General features: G+C 71.6%; 1 protein-coding gene. It reads left to right on the top strand.

The window, feature by feature from the left end; all coding sequences use genetic code 11:
• Positions 1-46: 46 nt before the first annotated feature.
• Positions 47-19,843 carry a type I polyketide synthase gene (locus IEZ09_RS12435; RefSeq protein WP_189253790.1) on the top strand — a complete coding sequence of 6,599 codons (19,797 nt, stop codon included), beginning with the start codon at positions 47-49 and terminating at the stop codon, positions 19,841-19,843.

The following is a 19,843-nucleotide window of genomic DNA, read 5'->3' as shown; positions in this document are numbered from 1 at the left end:
TTGCTGACGGGAAGACCGTGTCCGGCTGGACTGACGGAGCTGATGAATGAGTACCTCCAGCGAGAAGGTTGTCGAGGCTCTCCGCGCCGCGATGAAGGAGGCGGAGCGGCTGCGCAAGCAGAACAGGCAGCTCGTCGCCGCCGCCACCGAACCGATCGCGATCATCGGGATGGCGTGCCGCTTCCCCGGCGGCATCAGCTCGCCGGAGGACCTGTGGGAGCTCGTGTCGTCCGGCCGTGACGCGATCACCGGTTTCCCCGCCGACCGCGGCTGGGACGTCGGCGCGTTGCTCGGCAGCGGCGTCGACGAACGCGGTCACAGCATCTCGGTGCAGGGCGGGTTCCTGCACGGCATAGCGGACTTCGACCCGGCGTTCTTCGGCATCTCGCCCCGCGAGGCCGTGACGATGGATCCCCAGCAGCGCCTGCTGCTGGAGACGTCGTGGGAGGCCATCGAGCGGTCGGGCATCGATCCGTCCACATTGCGCGGCTCCCGCACCGGTGTTTTCGTCGGCACCAACGGCCAGGACTACGAACACCTGCTGATCCGCGGCCTCGACGACGCGACAGGCGACGTCGGCACGGGTATCGCGGCCTCCGCCGAGTCCGGTCGCATCTCCTACGCCCTAGGCCTCGAAGGCCCGACGCTGACCGTCGACACCGCCTGCTCTTCTTCTTTGGTCGCCATGCACCTGGCCGTGCACGCGTTGCGCGCGGGCGAGTGCGGCCTGGCGCTGGCCGGCGGCGTGAACGTCATGTGCACGCCCGGTTCCCTGGTCGAGTTCTCCCGGCAGGGCGGTCTGGCTCGCAACGGCCGATGCAAGGCCTTCTCCGACGACGCCGACGGCACGGGCTGGTCCGAGGGTGTCGGCGTGCTCGTGCTCGCGCGCCTGTCCGACGCTGTGTCGTCCGGCTACCCGGTTCTCGCCGTCGTGCGTGGCTCCGCCGTGAACTCCGATGGCGCCTCCAACGGCTTCACCGCGCCCAACGGCCGCGCGCAGCAACGCGTCATCCGCGCCGCCCTCGACCGCGCGGGCCTCGCACCGTCCGATGTGGACGTCGTCGAAGCACACGGCACCGGCACCCCTCTGGGCGACCCGATCGAGGCCCGCAGCCTGCTCGCCACCTACGGCGCCGACCGCTCTTCCCCTCTGCTGCTGGGGTCGGTGAAGTCGAACATCGGCCACACCCAGGCCGCCGCGGGTGTCGCCGGCGTCATCAAGATGGTCATGGCGATGCGGCACGGCGTCGTGCCGCCGACCCTGCACGTCTCCCGCCCGTCCACCCACGTCGACTGGACCGCGGGCTCCGTCGAACTGGTGACCTCGGCCGTCTCCTGGCCCGCCTCCGACCACGCCCCTCGTGCCGCCGTCTCGTCGTTCGGCGTCTCCGGCACGAACGCCCACGTGATCTTGGAAGGCCCGCCCGCCTCGGGATTGTCGGGCCAGCCTGAGACGATAGGAGTGGGGACCCGATCCCCCCAGGGGGCCGGCCAATCCGGATCGATTCCGTGGCTGGTGTCGGCGAAGTCGGAGGCCTCTCTCGCGGCACAGATCGAGCGGGTGCGCGCGCTCGACGGCGATCCCGTGGACATCGGGTTCTCGTTGGCGACCACGCGCGCGTTGTTCGAGCATCGCGCGGTGTTGCTGGACGGCGCCGAAATCGCCACCGGCCTGGCGCGGCGGACCGAGCTGGCGTTGCTGTTCTCCGGCCAGGGCGCGCAGCGCGTCGGCATGGGCAAGGGGCTGTACGAGGCGTTCCCGGTCTTCCGCGAGGCGTTCGACGAGGTCCTGCGGCACCTCGGCCCGAACCTCCGCGACGTCATGTGGGGCGACGAGGAAGCGCTGAACCAGACGGGCAACACGCAGCCCGCGCTGTTCGCGTTCGAGGTCGCCGTCTACCGGCTGCTGGAGTCCTTCGGCGTCACCGCCGCGCACGTCACGGGCCACTCGATCGGCGAGATCGCCGCCGCGCACGTCGCGGGCGTGTTCAGCCTCGAGGACGCGGCGACACTCGTCCAGGCCCGCGCCACCCTCATGCAAGCGCTGCCCGCAGGCGGCGTCATGATCGCGCTGCAGGCCACCGAGGACGAGGTCGCTCCGCACCTGACGCCAGGCATCTCCATTGCCGCGATCAACGGGCCCACGAGCATCGTCATCGCGGGCGTGGAAACGGAAGCCCGTGCGCTCACCGCGAAGTTCGACGGGCGCAAGACGAAGCAGCTGCCCGTCAGCCACGCGTTCCACTCGCCGCTGATGGACCCGATGCTCAACGACTTCCGCGAAGCCATCGGCGGCATCACCTTCCGCAGCCCCACCATCCCGATGACCGGCGACGTCACGAACCCGGAGTACTGGGTGCGTCACGTCCGCGACGCCGTGCGCTTCCACGACGCGGTGACCAGCCTGGGCGACAAGACGTTCCTGGAGATCGGCCCCGACGGCGTGCTCGCGGCGCTGGTCGACGGCGCCATCCCGGCACAGCGCAAGGACCGCGACGAGCGCACCGCGTTCATCACCGCGCTCGCCCGCCTGCACGTCGCGGGCGTCGCCGTCGACTGGAAACCGTTCTACGCCAACGGCAAGCGCGTCGACGTCCCCACCTACGCGTTCCAGCACGACCGCTACTGGCCGTCGGTGTCGGTCAGCGCGGGTGACGCGGCCGGACTCGGCCTGACCCCGGCCGATCACCCGCTGCTCGGCGCGGCCATGACGGTCGCGGGCTCCGGTGAGCTGATCCTCACCGGCACGCTGACCAGGACGTCGTGGCTCGCCGACCACGTCGTGTTCCCTACCGCCGGTGTGCTGGAGCTGGCGTTCCGCGCCGCCGACCTCGCGGGCTACGACCGCGTCGAGGAACTCGCCCAGGTCGCGCCCCTGGTGCTGCCGGACGGCGGCGCCGTTCAGGTGCAGTTCCAGGTCGGCCGCGACGGCACGTTCCGGTTCCACGCGCGGCGCGGCGACCAGGAATGGGTCGAGCACGCGAACGGCGTTCTCGGCCAAGGGATTCCGGCACCGGCCAAGAACACCGAATGGCCGCCGAAGGGTGCGACCGTCGTCGATCTCGACGGCTTCTACGACGAAACGCCGTGCGGACCCGCGTTCCAAGGCCTGCGCGCGGCGTGGCGGAAGGGGCAGGAGGTGTTCGCCGAGGTCGCGTTGCCCGTCGACGCGAAAGGCTTCGGTGTTCATCCGGCGCTGCTGGACGCGGCCACTCACGCGGCGGCGCTCCTCGGGTTCGAAGGCGTTCCCGCCCACTGGCGAGATGTCTGCCTCCACGCCAGTGGAGCGGAGGTCGTCCGCGTCCGACTGTCCTCAGTAGACGGCCGGATCGCCCTGAACGCGGTCGACGTCACCGGCGAACCGGTGCTGACGGCCGAGTCCGTGAGCATCGAACCGCTTCGCGAGCTGCCCGCGCAGAGCAGTGTGAACGACTTGTACCGCCTCGACTGGGTGCCCGTCACCTACACGCCGGGCAACGTGACGCTCGTGCACGTGGCGGGCGAGCAGTCACCGGCCTCCGCCCACGAGCTGGCAGCGGAAACGCTTGCGACGCTTCAGACAGCCACCGAGAGGCTGGTCTTCGTCACCCGTGGCGCGGTCACCGGTGACGACGTCGCGGCCGCTGCCGTCTGGGGCCTGGTGCGGTCCGCGCAGACCGAGAACCCCGGCCGGTTCCTGCTCGCCGACCTCGACGACGCGCCCGAGTCGGAGGCGCTGCTGCCCGGCCTCGGCGGATTGATCGACGCGGGGGAGACCCAGGTCGTCGTGCGGGCGGGCGAGGTCTTCGCGGGCAGGCTGGCTCGTGCCGAGGGAGGTGTTGCGCGCGAGTGGGACTCGTCCGGAACGGTTCTGATCACCGGTGGAACGGGCGGTCTCGGCGCCGTCCTCGCCCGCCACCTCGTCACCCGCGGCCAGCGCAAGCTGCTGCTCGTCAGCCGCCGCGGCCTCGACGCACCCGGCGCCACCGACCTGCGCGACGAGCTGATCGCCCTGGGCGCGGACGTCGAGGTGAAGGCCTGCGACGTCACCGAACGCGCCGCCGTCGCCGAACTCCTCGACGGCGTCGACCTGACCGCCGTCATCCACACCGCCGGTGTGCTCGACGACGGCGTCATCGGTTCCCTGACGCCCGAACGGCTTTCCGCCGTGATGCGCCCGAAGGTCGACGCCGCGTGGCACCTCCACGAGCTCGCCGGCGACGCACAGCTGATTCTGTACTCGTCGGTGTCCGGCGTGATGGGCGCTGCCGGACAGGGCAATTACGCCGCCGCCAACGCGTTCCTGGACGCCCTCGCCGCGCACCGCCACGGACTCGGCCTGCCCGCGATCTCGTTGGCCTGGGGCGCCTGGGACACCGGCATGACGTCCACTTTGGACGAAAGCGACCTGCGCCGGATGCCGATGCTGTCCGTCGACCAGAGCCTGGCGCTCTTCGACGCGGCGATCACGTCCGGCGAATCGTTGCTGGTTCCGCTCGCGTCCGGCGGCGGCACCGCGCAAGGGGACGTCCCCGCGATCATGCGCGGCCTCGTGCGAGCGGGCCGTCGCACGGCCGCACGCGAGGTCGCCGGTGGACTGCTCGCCAAACTCGGCGGCCTGCCCAACGCCGAACGCGTGCGGATCGTCGTCGACGTCGTGCGCGCCGAGGCCGCGAAGGTCATCGGCTACGCCAACGCCGACGCGGTGGGAGCCGAGAAGGAGTTCCGCGCACTCGGGTTCGACTCGCTGACCGCGATCGAACTGCGCAACGCCCTCGCTCTGGCAACGGGCCTGACGCTGCCCGCCACGCTGATCTTCGACTACCCGACCCCGCTCGTCCTGGCCGAACACCTGCTGGCGGAACTGACCGGTGAGGGCGCGGACCTCGACGTGTCCGCGCAGGGCGTCGCCGACGCGGACGACCCGATCGTGATCGTCGGCATGGCGTGCCGCTTCCCCGGCGGCGTCACGTCCCCGGAAGACCTCTGGCGGCTGCTGGCCGACGGCACCGACGCGATCGGGAGCTTCCCGACCGACCGCGGCTGGGAACAGGACGCCCTCGCGGCAGGCGGCACGGTCGAGGGCGGCTTCCTCTACGGCGCGGCGGAGTTCGACCCGGCGTTCTTCGGCATCTCACCACGCGAGGCGCTGGCCATGGACCCGCAGCAACGCCAGCTGCTCGAGGTCGCCTGGGAGGCCGTCGAACGCGCCGGCATCAACGCCGCGACCCTGCGCGGTTCGCGGACCGGCGTGTTCGTCGGCACGAACGGCCAGGACTACACGAACCTCGTGCTGCGGGCGCGCGGCGACATCGAGGGCCACGCCTCGACGGGCCTCGCCGCCGCGGTGATCTCCGGCCGGCTCTCCTACACGTTCGGCTTCGAGGGCCCCGCGCTCACGATCGACACCGCGTGCTCCTCGTCCCTGGTGGCTCTGCACCTGGCCGCGCAGTCGCTGCGATCCGGCGAATCCACGCTGGCTCTCGTCGGCGGCGTCACGGTGATGTCCACGCCGATGAACTTCGCGGGCTTCAACGCCCAGGGCGGCCTCGCGGCGGACGCCCGCTGCCGCGCCTTCTCCGACAACGCCGACGGCACCGGCTGGGCAGAGGGCGTCGGCGTGCTCGTCGTCGAACGCCGATCCGACGCGCTGCGCAACGGCCACCGGATCCTGGCCGTCGTGCGCGGCTCCGCGGTGAACCAGGACGGCGCCTCCAACGGCCTGACCGCCCCCAACGGCCCCGCCCAGCAACGCGTGATCCGCCAGGCCCTGGCCAACGCCGGACTGTCCGCTTCGGACGTCGACGCCGTCGAGGCGCACGGCACCGGCACGCGCCTCGGCGACCCGATCGAGGCCCAGGCCCTGCTCGCCACCTACGGCCGCGACCGCGCCGGCGCCCCGCTCTACCTGGGCGCCATCAAGTCGAACCTCGGCCACACCCAGGCCGCCGCGGGCGTCGCCGGCGTGATCAAGATGGTGCTGGCGTTCCAGCACGGCATGCTGCCCCGGACCCTGCACGTCACGTCCCCCACGTCGCACGTCGACTGGTCCGCGGGCGCCGTCGAGCTCCTCACCGAGAACACCCCGTGGCCCGTCACGGATCGCCCGGCCCGCGCGGGCGTCTCCTCGTTCGGCCTGTCCGGCACGAACGCGCACGTGATCCTCGAGGCCCCGGAATTGTCAGACCTCCCTGAGATGATTGGGATGGGGACCTCGGTCTCCCCCGGAGGGGGTCCAGCCGGGATCGATCCAGCGGCGACCGGCACGGCGCGGCCGGTTCCGTGGCTGGTTTCGGCGAAGTCGCCCGCCGCGTTGGAAGCGCAGATCGAACGGGTGCAGGCGGTCGAGGCCGATGCGCTCGACATCGGGTACTCGCTGCTGCACCGCCGCACGTTGTTCGAGCACCGCGCCGTGGTGCTGGACGGCGAGGTGCTCGCCAGTGGCGAGGCGTCGGGCAAGACGCTCGCCATGGTGTTCTCGGGTCAAGGTGCGCAGCGGCTCGGCATGGGGCGGGAGCTGTACGAGGAGTTCCCGGCGTTCGCCCAGGCGCTGGACGAGGTGTTCGAGCACCTCGACGTGCGGTCGGTCATGTGGGGCGACGACGCCGAGGCGCTGAACCAGACCGGCAACACCCAGCCCGCCCTGTTCGCGATCGAGGTGGCGCTCTACCGGCTCGCGGAGTCGTTCGGCATCACACCGCGCCTGCTCGCCGGGCACTCGATCGGTGAGATCGCGGCGGCGCACGTCGCGGGCGTGCTGAGCCTGGAAGACGCGGCGAAACTCGTCACAGCGCGCGCCGAGCTCATGCAGAACCTGCCCGCGGGCGGCGTGATGATCGCGCTGCAGGCCACCGAGGACGAGGTCACCCCGCACCTGACGCCGGGCGTCTCCATCGCGGCGATCAACTCGGCCGACTCGCTGGTCATCGCCGGTGTCGAGGAGGAAGCGCTGGCGGTGGTCGCGGGCTTCCCCGGCCGCAAGACCAAGCAGCTGGCCGTCAGCCACGCGTTCCACTCGCCGCTGATGGAGCCGATGCTCGACGACTTCCGCGCGGCGATCGGGAACCTCACCTTCAACGACCCGGCCATCCCGATCGCGACCACGGGCGACGTCACCGATCCCGAGCACTGGGTCAGCCACGTGCGCGACACGGTCCGGTTCGCCGACAACGTCACGCGGCTGGAGGAGCAGGGCGCGACCGCGTTCCTGGAGATCGGACCGGACGGGGTGCTGGCGGCGCTCGTCGACGGCGCGATTCCCGTGCTGCGCAAGGATCGCGGCGAGCACAAGGCGTTCCTCACAGCGCTCGCCCGGCTGCACGTCAGTGGCGTCCACGTCGAGTGGTCGAGCTTCTACCGGGGCGGGCGCGGGGTCGACCTGCCGACGTATCCGTTCCAGCACGAGCGGTTCTGGCCCGAGGCCGCAGCCGGTGTCACGGACCTGGCGGACGCGGCGTTCTGGACCGCGGTCGAGCAGGAGGACGTCGCGTCGCTCGCCGCCACGCTCGACCTCGACAGCGACACGCTTGCCGCAGTGCTGCCCGCGTTGTCGGCGTGGCGGGGCAAGCGCAAGGCGCAGTCCACTGTGGAATCGTGGCTGCACAGGGAACACTGGCAGCCGATCACCGGCCTCACCGCGAAGCCCGGCAAGTGGCTCGTGGTCGGGCCGATCGACGACGTTCTCGTCACCGCGCTCGGCGACGTCACGGTGCTCGCCGTGGAACAGACCGACCGTGAGCACCTCGCGGAGCGGCTGGCGGAGTACGCGCAGGTGTCGTTCACGGGCGTGGTGTCGGTGCTGCCGCTGAACGAGCTGGACCTGATCACCGGCACCACCGCGCTGATCCAGGCGCTCGGCGACGCCGGTGTCATGGCGCCGCTGTGGGTGGTGACGCGCGGCGCGGTGTCGACCGGACGCGCGGACGCCGTCAGCGACCCCTGGCAGGCCGGCGTGTGGGGGCTCGGCCGGGTGGCCGCGCTGGAGCACCCGAACCGCTGGGGTGGCCTGGTCGACCTGCCCGCCGAGCTGGACGAGCGCGTGGCGCACCGGTTCGCGGCGGTCCTGTCCAGTGACGAGGACCAGGTCGCGGTGCGGGCGTCCGGGGTGTTCGGGCGGCGGATTCTCGTCGCGCCGCGGTCGTCCCGGGAATGGCAGCCGAGCGGCAAGATCGTGATCACCGGTGGCACGGGCGCGCTCGGCAAGCACGTGGCACGCGACCTGGTGGCACGGGGCGCGGAGAAGGTCGTGCTGCTGAGCCGTCGCGGCATGGACGCGCCCGGTGCTGCGGAGATCGTGGCGGAACTGGGCGTCGAGGTCGTCCAGTGCGACGTCGCGGACCGCGCCGAACTGGCCGAGGTGCTGAAGGACGTCAACGCCGTCGTGCACGCGGCGGGTGTGCTCGACGACGGCGTGCTCGACGGCCTCACCCCGGAACGGTTCGCGGACGTCTTCCGGTCCAAGGTCACGTCGGCGTTCCTGCTCGACGAACTGACGCGCGAGCTCGACCTCGACGCGTTCATCCTGTTCTCGTCGGTCGCTGGCGCGATCGGCAACCCCGGGCAGGCCAACTACGCGGCCGCCAACGCCGTGCTCGACGCCATCGCCACCCGGCGACGCGAGCAAGGCCTTGCCGCCACGTCGATCGCGTGGGGTGCGTGGACCGGCGACGGCATGGCGGGCGAGGACCGCGTCGCGCAGACGATCAAGTCGGTCGGCGCGTCCACTTTGGACCCGGTGCTCGCGGTCGCCGCGATGCGGGGCGTGGTGGTGGAATCGTCGCCGACCGCCGTGATCGCGGACCTCCATCAGCCGCAGCTGCTCAGCGCGTTGCTGAGCCTACGGCCCACTCCGGTGCTGGCCGGGCTTCCCGGCGCTCGTGAGGTGCTGGACGAGCTGGCGGCGGCGCGGCGCGACAGCGAGTCCGCCGCCGCGGAACTGCGCCGCAGCCTGCGCGAACTGCCTGCCGCAGACCGTCTTGAGCCCGTCCTGGACCTGGTGCGCACGCGCGCCGCCCAGGTGCTCGGCCACGCGGGCAAGGAAGCCGTGTCGCCGGAGAAGGCGTTCCGCGACATCGGGTTCGACTCGCTGACCGCGGTCGAGCTGCGCAACCACCTCACCGAGATCACCGGCCTCGCACTGCCCGCCGGTCTGGTGTTCGACTACCCGTCACCCCGCGTGCTGGCCGAGCACCTGCTCGCCTCGTTGCTGGGGGAGGGAGGCGATGACGACGACGTGTCGGTCGTGCAGACGACCGACGACATCGCGATCGTCGGCATGGCCTGCCACTTCCCGAACGGCATCGACTCGCCGGAAGACCTGTGGCGCGTGCTGGTCGAGGGTGAGGACGCGATGTCGGACTTCCCCACCGATCGCGGCTGGGACCTCGCCTCACTGCAGAGCTCGACGCTGCGCGGCGGCTTCCTGACCGGCGTCGCGGACTTCGACCCGGCCTTCTTCGGGATCTCGCCCCGGGAAGCGCTCGCGATGGACCCGCAGCAGCGCCTCCTGCTGGAGACGTCCTGGGAGGCCGTCGAACGTGCCGGTATCGACCCGGCGTCGTTGCGCGGCTCGCGGACCGGTGTGTTCGTGGGAACAAACGGTCAGGACTACCAGCACGTCGTCATGGCCTCCAACGAAGACCTGGAGGGGCACGCGGGCACCGGGCTCGCCGCGTCGGTGATCTCCGGCCGCATCTCCTACGTCCTCGGCTTGGAGGGGCCCGCCGTCACGATCGACACGGCGTGCTCGTCGGCTCTGGTGGCGCTGCACCTCGCGGCGCAGGCGCTGCGCGGCGGCGAGTGCTCGCTGGCGCTGGCCGGTGGTGTCACGGTGATGGCGACGCCGACGTCCTTCTCCGGTTTCTCGCGGCAGGGCGGGCTCGCGCCGGACGGCCTGTGCAAGGCGTTCTCGGAGTCCGCCGACGGCACCGGCTGGTCCGAGGGTGTCGGTGTCCTCGTCGTGGAACGGCTTTCCGACGCCATCGCCGCCGGGCACCCGGTGCTCGCGGTGGTGCGCGGCTCGGCGTTCAACTCCGACGGCGCCTCCAACGGCCTCACCGCCCCGAACGGCCCGTCGCAGCAAAGGGTGATCCGCCAAGCGCTTGCGTCCGGTGGCCTGTCACCGTCCGATGTGGACGCTGTCGAGGCGCACGGCACCGGAACCGTGCTGGGTGACCCGATCGAGGCGCAGGCCTTGCTGACGGTGTACGGGCAGGACCGCGTCGAGCCGCTGTGGCTGGGCTCGGTGAAGTCGAACCTGGGCCACACGCAGGCGGCGGCCGGCGTGGCGGGCGTGATCAAGATGGTGCTGGCCTTCCAGCACGGCCTGCTGCCGCGGACCCTGCACGTCACCCAACCCTCGTCGCACATCGACTGGTCGGCGGGCGCGGTCTCCCTGCTCACCTCCAACACCCCGTGGCCCGCCGTCGACCGGCCGTGGCGCGCGGGCGTCTCGTCGTTCGGCATCTCCGGCACCAACGCCCACGTGATCTTGGAAGCCGCGCCGGGGATCCCCCCGACTTCCGGCGTACCGGCCGAAACGCCTGCTCAACCGGGCGGCGCGGCGGTGCCGCTGGCGGTGTCGGCGAAGTCGGCAGGGTCGTTGCAGGCCCAGGTCGAGCGGATTCGCGCGGTGGAGGCGGCGCCGGTCGACGTCGCGTACTCGCTGGTGAAGTCGCGGGCGTTGTTCGAGCACCGGGCGGTGCTGTTCGACGGGGCCGAGGTCGCTCGCGGGGTGGCGGGGGAGCACACGCTGGCGGTGTTGTTCTCCGGGCAGGGGTCGCAGCGGCTCGGCATGGGGCGGGAGCTGTACGCGCGGTTCCCCGAGTTCGCGGACGCCTTCGACGACGTGCTCGCGCACCTCGACCCGGAGCTGAAGAGCGTCATCTGGGGTGAGGACGAGGAGAAGCTCAACCAGACCGGGTACACGCAGCCGGCGTTGTTCGCGTTCCAGACGGCGCTCTACCGGTTGCTGCGGGCGTTCGGGATCAAGCCCGCCCACCTGGCCGGGCACTCCATCGGTGAGATCGCGGCGGCGCACGTCGCGGGGGTGCTGAGCCTGGAGGACGCGGCGAAGCTGGTCAGTGCGCGCGCGAGCCTCATGCAGGCGTTGCCGCAGACGGGCGCGATGGTCGCCGTGCAGGCGACGGAAGAAGAAGTGAGCAGGCACCTCACGAGCAAGGTGTCGATCGCGGCGATCAACGGGCCGAGGTCGGTCGTGATCGCGGGCGACGAGGCAGAGGTCGAAGCCATCGCGAGCCGCTACGAGAAGACCAAGCGGCTCAAGGTCAGCCACGCGTTCCACTCGCCGCTGATGGAGCCGATGCTCGACGACTTCCGCGCGGCGATCCGGGACCTGAACTTCACCGAGCCGACCATCCCGATCGCGGCCACTGGCGACGTCACCGACCCCGAGTACTGGGTCAGCCACGTGCGGGACGCGGTCCGGTTCACCGACAACGTGGCGAAGATCCCGGCGACCAAGTTCCTCGAGGTCGGACCGGACGGCGTGCTGTCCGCACTCGTCGACGGCGCGATTCCGGTGCTGCGCAAGGACAAGACCGAGGAAGCAGCGCTCGCCACCGCACTCGGCCGGCTGCACGTCGACGGGATCGGCGTCGACTGGACGCCGTGGCTGACGGGCGGGCGGCTCATCAACCTGCCGACCTACCCGTTCGACCACGAGCGGTTCTGGCCCAAGGCCACGGTCGGCGGGCGCGCGGGAGATCCCGCGGCCTACGGGCTCAGGTCCGGCGGGCACCCGTTGCTCGGCGCGGCCATCGCCGTCGCGGGCACGGACGAGCTCGTGCTCAGCGGACGCCTCAGCCTCGCGACGCACCCGTGGATCGCGGACCACGTCGTCGGCGGCGCGGTGTTGTTCCCCGGCACCGGGTTCCTCGACTTCGCGATCCGCGCGGGCGACATGGTGGGCTGCGACCGCGTCGACGGGCTCACGATCGTCGTGCCGCTCGTGCTGCCCGAACGGGAGGCCGTCGCGGTTCAGGTTCGCGTTGGCGCGCCTGACGATCAGGGCCGCAGGCCCGTCAGCATCCACGCGCAGTCGCCTGACTCCGACGAGTGGATCCAGCACGCCACCGGCACGCTCGCCGAAGGGCCGCACCAGGCCGGGTTCGACACAGCCGAGTGGCCGCCCGCCAAGGCCGAAGAGCTCGACCTCGACAACTTCTACGAGACGCTCGCGGAAGGCGGCCTGGCCTACGGGCCGATCTTCCGGGGGCTGCGCAAGGCGTGGCGCCACGGAGACGAGGTGCTGGTCGAGGTCGCGCTGCCGGACACCGCCGAGGACGCCGCGACGTTCGGCGTGCACCCGGCGCTGCTCGACTCCGCGCTGCACGCCATCACGTTCGTCGACGGCGCAGGGCAGGGGCTTCCGTTCGAGTGGAACGGCGTGTCCCTGCACGCCATCGGACCGTCGCGGCTGCGGGTCCGCCTCAAGCACACCGGCGGCGACGCCGTCGAGGTGACCGCCGTCGACGTCGAGGGCGCGCCCGTGCTGTCGGTGAAGTCGCTCGTGGTCAGGACACCGTCCACGACAGCGCCCGCCAACCCCGTGCAGGACTCGCTGTTCCGCGTCGACTGGGTGCCGGTGCAGACCGGCGCGGCGACCGAGATCGACGCGCAGGTCGTGGAGCTGACCGGCGGACCCGACGCGGCGGCCGCCCACGAGACGACCAGGCGCGTGCTGGAGATCCTGCAGAACGCCGAAGAACGCGTGGTGTTCGTGACGCGGGGCGCGGCGGCGATCGGCGACGAACCGATCACCGATCTCGGTGCGGCGGCCGCGTGGGGCCTCGTGCGGTCCGCGCAGGCCGAGAACCCCGGCAGGTTCCTGCTCGTCGACCTGGACGAGCACAGCGAACTGACGCCCGGCATGCTGGCCACCGAGGAACAGCAACTCGTCGTGCGGAACGGCACCGTCCACGCCGGACGGTTGGCGCGGCTGGCTTCCGGGCCGACGCTCGTGCCGCCCGCCGGGACGTCGTGGTGCCTCGACACCACCGCGAAAGGCAGCCTCGACAACCTCGTCCTCTCGCCGTGGACGCCGGAACCGTTGCAGGGCAAGCAGGTCCGGGTCGCGATCCGGGCGGCGGGCCTCAACTTCCGCGACGTCCTCAACGCGCTCGGCATGTATCCGGGCGAAGCCGGCTCGTTCGGCGCGGAGGCCGCCGGTGTGGTGGCCGAGATCGGGCCGGAGGTCGAGAACCTGAAGGTCGGCGACCCCGTGTTCGGCATGCTGTTCGGCGGCATGGGACCGGTCGGCGTCATCGACGAGCCCTACCTGACCAGGCTTCCGGACGGGTGGACGTTCGAGCAGGGCGCCTCGGTGCCGTTGGTGTTCCTCACGGCGTACTACGCGTTGATCGAGCTCGGCAACGTTCAGCCGGGGGAGAAGGTGCTCGTCCACGCTGGTGCCGGCGGCGTCGGCATGGCGGCGATCCAGCTCGCCCGGCACCTCGGCGCGGAGGTGTTCGCGACCGCCAGCGAAGGCAAATGGGACGTGCTGCGCGGCCTCGGCCTCGACGACGACCACATCGGCAACTCCCGCGACACCGGCTTCGAGCACAAGTTCCCCCAGGTCGACGTCGTGCTGAACGCGTTGACCGGCGAGTTCATCGACGCGTCGCTGCGGCTGCTCGGCGAGGGCGGGCGGTTCCTGGAGATGGGCAAGACCGACCTGCGCCAGGACGTGCCGGGCATCTTCTACCGGCCGTTCGACCTCGGCGAGGTCCACCCCGACCACCTCCAGCGCATGCTCGTCGCGCTCGTGGAACTGTTCGAGCGCGACGTCCTGCAGCCGTTGCCGATCACCACGTGGGACGTGCGGCGGGCGCGGGACGCGTTCCGGTTCATGAGCCGCGCCCAGCACATCGGCAAGATCGTGATCACCGTGCCGGCGGGCTGGGACCCGGACGGCACGGTGCTGATCACCGGCGGCACGGGAGGACTGGGCGCGGAGCTCGCCCGGCACCTCGTCGGGCGTGGCGTCCGGAAGTTGTTGCTGCTCAGCCGTCGCGGGCCCGACTCGCCCGGCGCGGCGGAGCTGGCGCAGCTGGATGCCGACGTGACGATCGCGGCCTGCGACGTCGCCGATCGGGACGCTCTGGCGTCCGTCCTCAGTGGACACGACGTGACGGCGGTCGTGCACACGGCCGGTGTGCTGGACGACGGCGTGATCGCCGCGATGACGCCCGAGCGGCTGGAGAAGGTGTTGCGTCCCAAGGTGGACGCCGCCTGGAACCTGCACACGCTGTTGCCGGACGCGCAGTTCGTCCTGTACTCGTCCGTGTCGGGCGTTCTCGGCACGGCCGGTCAGGGCAACTACGCGGCGGGCAACGCGTTCCTCGACGCGTTGGCGCAGTACCGGCGGTCGCTCGGACTTCCCGCGGTGTCGCTGGCCTGGGGCGCGTGGACGTCCGAGGTCGGCATGACCAGCACGATGGACGCGGCCGCGCTGGAACGGCTGGAGAAGTCGTCGATGCCGCCGATCTCGCTGGAGCACGGGCTGGCGCTGTTCGACGCGGCGATCGGAGTCGACGAACCGCTGGTCGTGCCCGCGCGGATCATCACAGGGGCCAGCACCACGATGGTGCCGCCGCTGCTGCGCAACCTCCTGCGCGGTGGACGCCGGACCGCGGCTCGCGCGCAGGGAACCGGTGCGCTGCAAGGGTTGCAGGACGTTCGACCGGCCGAGCGGGTGCGGACGGTGGTGGACCTGGTGCGCGGCGAGGCCGCCGCGGTGCTCGGGCACGCGTCCGCGGACGCGATCGACGCCGACCGCGAGTTCCGGCAGCTGGGCTTCGACTCGTTGACGTCGGTGGAGCTGCGCAACCGGCTCGGAACCGCGACCGGACTGACGCTGCCCGCGACGCTCGTGTTCGACTACCCGACGCCGCAGGCGCTGGCGGAGCACCTGATCACCGAGCTCTTCGGCGGCCGCACCGAGGTCGAGGACTCCGTGCGGGTCTCCGACGAGGCCATCGCGATCGTCGGCATCGCCTGCAGGTTCCCCGGCGGGGTGTCCTCGCCGGAGGACCTGTGGGAGCTGGTGCTGGACGGGCGGGACGCGATCACCGGGTTCCCGACCGACCGCGGCTGGGACGAGAACCTCGTCGGCGACGGTGCCGGGCAGTCCGTCACCGGGCAGGGCGGGTTCATCGACGGCATCGCGGCGTTCGACCCGGCGTTCTTCGGGATCTCGCCGCGCGAGGCCGTGTCGATGGACCCGCACCAGCGGCTCGTGCTGGAGACGTCGTGGGAGGCGCTGGAACGCACCGGCATCGACCCGCTGACGCTGCGCGGGTCGCGGACCGGTGTCTACGTCGGCGCTTCCGGGCAGGACTACGCGCACCTGATGCTCGCGTCCGAGCAGGCGCTGGAGGGGTATTCGGGCACCGGCACCTCGCCGAGCGTGATCGCCGGACGGCTCTCCTACGCGCTGGGGCTGGAAGGGCCGTCGATGACGATCGACACGGCCTGCTCGTCGGCTCTGGTCGCGCTGCACCTCGCGGTGCAGGCGCTGCGCAACGGCGAGTGCTCGCTCGCGCTGGCCGGTGGTGTGCAGGTGATGTCGGCGCCCGGTGCGTTCATGGAGTTCTCACTGCAGGACGGCCTTGCGCGTGACGGCCGTTGTAAGCCGTTCTCGGATTCTGCCGATGGCACCGCATGGTCTGAGGGCATCGGTGTGCTCGTGGTGGAACGTCTGTCCGATGCGATCGCCGCTGGGCACGAGGTTCTTGCCGTCGTGCGTGGCTCCGCGGTCAACCAGGACGGTGCGTCGAACGGCCTGACCGCGCCCAACGGGCCGTCGCAGCAGCGGGTGATCCGGCAGGCACTGGCGTCGGCCGGCCTCAAGTTCGCTGACGTCGACGCGGTGGAGGCGCACGGCACCGGCACGACGCTGGGCGACCCGATCGAGGCCCAGGCGCTGCTGGCGACCTACGGCCAGGACCGCTCCGAGCCGCTGCTGCTCGGCTCCATCAAGTCGAACATCGGCCACACGCAGGCCGCCGCCGGTGCCGCCGGGGTGATCAAGATGGTGATGGCGCTGCGGCACGGAGTGCTGCCGCGCACGATCAACGTCACCACACCCACGTCGCACGTCGACTGGACCGCGGGCTCGATCTCGCTGCTGCAGGAGAACACCCCGTGGCCGGCGGTGGACCGCCCGCGCAGGGCGGGCGTCTCGTCGTTCGGCATCAGCGGCACGAACGCGCACGTCATCCTGGAGGCCGCACCGACCGCGCCGGAACTGTCAGACCCGCCTGAGATGATTGGAGTGGGGACCTCGCGTCCCCCCAAGGGGGCCCCGCTCGTTGTTTCGGCGAAGTCCCCCGCTTCGCTGCGCGCTCAGGTCGACCGGATCTCCGCGGTGCGGGCCGACGCGTTCGACGTCGGGTTCTCGCTGGTCAAGCGGTCGCGGTTCGAGCACAGGGCGGTGTTGCTGGACGGCGCGGAGATCGCGTGGGGGCAGGCGACCAGGCGCAAGCTCGCGGTGCTGTTCTCCGGGCAGGGATCGCAGCGCCTGGGCATGGGCCGCGAGCTGTACGAGAGGTTCCCGGCGTTCCGCAAGGCGCTGGACGAGGTGCTCGAGCACGTCGACGTCCGCGACGTCATGTGGGGCGACGACGCGGACGCGCTCAACCAGACCGGGAACACGCAGCGGGCGCTGTTCGCCGTCGAGGTGGCGTTGTTCCGGCTCGCGGAGGCGTTCGGCATCGAGCCGGACCACGTCGGCGGGCACTCGGTCGGCGAGATCGCGGCCGCGCACGTCGCCGGGGTCCTGAGCCTCGAAGACGCGGCCAAGCTGGTGAACGCGCGCGCCGCGCTGATGCAGGCGCTCCCGGCGGGCGGAGCCATGATCGCCGTCGAGGCCACCGAAGAAGAGGTGGACACAACCGGCGCGGTGTCCATCGCGGCCATCAACGGGCCGAGGTCGCTGGTCCTCGCGGGCGAGGAGGCGGCGGTCCGGCAGATCGCCGACGGATTCGCGGCGCGGGGGCGCAAGACTAAGCGTTTGCCGGTCAGCCATGCGTTTCACTCGCCGTTGATGGAGCCGATGCTGGAAGACTTCCGCGCCGCAGTGACGGCGCTGGAGTTCGCCGCGCCCCGCATCCCCGTGGTGTCCAACGTGACCGGACGCATCGCGGGCGCCGAGCTCGCCGAGCCGGAGTACTGGGTCCGGCACGTGCGGGAGGCCGTGCGGTTCGCCGACGGCGTCGCGGCGCTGGAGGAGGCGGGCGTCACCGCGTTCCTGGAGATCGGGCCGGACGGAGTGCTGTCGGCGCTCGTCGACGGCTCGGTTCCCGCGCTGCGCAAGGACCGCGACGAGACCACCGCCTGGCTCACGGCGCTCGCGAGGCTGTTCGTGCAGGGCGTCGACGTCGACTGGGCGCACGCCTTCGAAGGCACCGGGGCGAAACGCGTCGACATCCCCACCTACGCGTTCGACCACGGCCACTACTGGCCGACACCGATGGCTCAGGCGCCGGACGCGTCCGGCCTCGGCCTCGGGCCCGCCGACCACCCGCTGCTCGGCGCCGCGATGACGGTCGCGCAGGAAGACGCCGTCGTGTTCACCAACCGGCTGGCGGTGGCGTTCCCGGAGACGGCGTTCGCGGAAATCGCGTTCCGGGCCGCGGACCAGGTCGGCTGCGGCACGGTCGAGGAGCTCACGGTCACCGCGCCGCTCACGCCGGGCGTGCTGCAGGTGTGGGTCGGCGCACCGGACAACGGGAAGCGCTCCCTCACCGTCTACACGCGACAGAACGACGACCAGCCGTTCGTCCAGATCGCGCACGGTGTCCTGGCGGACGGCGAGTACCGGGCCGGCTTCACGGTCAGCGAATGGCCGCCGAAGGGCGCCACGGCGATCGGCGAGCAGATCTGGCAGGCCGGTGACGCCGTGTACGCGGAAGTCGCGCTGCCGGAAGGCACCGCGGACGCCCAGTTCTACGGCGTCCACCCGGCACTGCTGGACTGCGCGACCAGGATCGTCGAGGAAACTCAGGTGCCGGTCCAGTGGCACGGCGTGAGCCTGCACGCGGTCGGCGCGGACACGCTGCGGATCCGCCTGCGCGACGGCGAGTTCGCCGCGGTCGACGTCACCGGCGCACCGGTGGTGTCGGCGCGCAACGTCGTGTTCGGCGCGCCGCTCGCCGCGCAGCAGCACCAGGACTCCCTGTTCCGCCTGGAGTGGGTGCCCGCACCGGAAACCCAGCCCGCGCAGGACGTCCGGGAGATCGCGCTCACGGCCGACGGCGACGTCGTGCGGCAGGCACACGAACTCGCCGCCAAGGCGCTGGAGCTGGTGCAGCGGTCCGACGAACGGCTGGCGTTCGTGACGAGCGGTCTCGCGAGCGCGACCGTCGAAGGCCTCGTCCGCACGGCGCAGTCGGAGAACCCCGGCCGTTTCCTGCTCGTCGACACCGACGGCAGCGCCCCGCTGTCCACCGGCCTGATCGACGCGGGGGAGACCCAGGTCCGTGTCCGCGAAGGCCAGGCCTACGTGCCCCGCCTCGCTCGCGTCACCGGCACCGCCGAGACGACCGAATGGGATCCGGAGGGCACGGTCCTGATCACCGGCGGCACCGGCGGTCTGGGCGCGGAACTGGCCAGGCACCTCGTGGCCGAGCGCGGCGTCAGGAATCTTCTGCTGGTCTCCAGGCGTGGCAACGAGGCGCCGGATGCCGTTGCGCTGCAGGCAGAACTGACCGCGCACGGCGCGAACGTCACGATCGCCGCCTGCGACACCGCCGACCTAGACGCGGTCAAGAAGGTCGTGCAGGGCGTCAAGCTCACCGCCGTCATCCACACCGCCGGTGTGCTCGACGACGGCGTCATCGGATCGCTCACGCCGGAGCGGCTCAGCGCCGTCCTCAAGCCCAAGGTCGACGGCGCCTGGAACCTCCACGAGGCAACGAAACAGCAGAAGCTCGCGGCGTTCGTGCTGTACTCGTCGGTGTCCGGTGTGCTCGGCAGCGCGGGACAGGGCAACTACGCCGCGGCCAACGCCTTCCTCGACGCACTCGCCGAACACCGGCGTGCACAAGGGCTCGTGGCAACGTCACTCGCGTGGGGCCCGTGGGCACAAACCGGTGGTATGACAGCACATCTGCGGGACGGCGCGATGGACCGCATCGGCCGCACCGGCATGCCACCGCTGTCCGTCCGGCAGGGCATGGCGCTGTTCGACGACGCCACCTCGCGCGAGGACGCGGTGCTCGTGCCCGCCCGCATCACCACCGGCCGCACCAACGGGCCCGTCGCGGCGGTGCTGCGAGGCCTGGTGCGCGGTGGAAAGCGCACGGCGGGCAGCGGCGAAACCTCCACTGTGGACTTCACGGCGACGTTGACCGCGTTGCCGGCCGAAGAACGCGCCAAGTACCTCGTCGACCTCGTCCGCGGCCACGCGGCCGGTGTCCTCGGGCACTCGTCACCCGCCGCGATCGACAACGACAAGCAGTTCCGCGACCTCGGCTTCGACTCGCTGACCGCCGTGGAGCTGCGCAACAGCCTCGCGGCGGCGACCGGCCTGAAACTGCCCGCGGGCCTGGTGTTCGACTACCCGACGCCGGACGAGCTGGCCGCGTACCTCGCGGGTGAGCTGCTCGGCGACGACGCCGGACCGTCGATCACCGCCGAGCTCGACCGTCTGGAGGCCGCGCTCGCCGCGAGCTCCGCGGAGGACCTGGCGCGCGACGGCGTCGCCGCCCGCCTGCGCAACCTGCTCGCCCAGTACGGCAGCGCCAGGACCGAGGACGCCGTGAGCGACCGCATCAACTCGGCGAGCGTGGACGACGTGTTCGCCTTCATCGACAACGAACTCGGCCGCCGCACCGAGCGCTGA

It is taken from the genome of Lentzea flava, from assembly GCF_014648475.1.
Lineage (GTDB): Bacteria > Actinomycetota > Actinomycetes > Mycobacteriales > Pseudonocardiaceae > Lentzea > Lentzea flava.
Note: the sequence above shows the minus strand (reverse complement) of the source record. Positions and strands in the feature narration are given on the sequence as shown.

Coding starts and splice junctions, on each gene's coding strand:
- IEZ09_RS12435 (WP_189253790.1), top strand. CDS start 47: ATGAGTACCTCCAGCGAGAAGGTTGTCGAGGCTCTCCGCGCCGCGATG.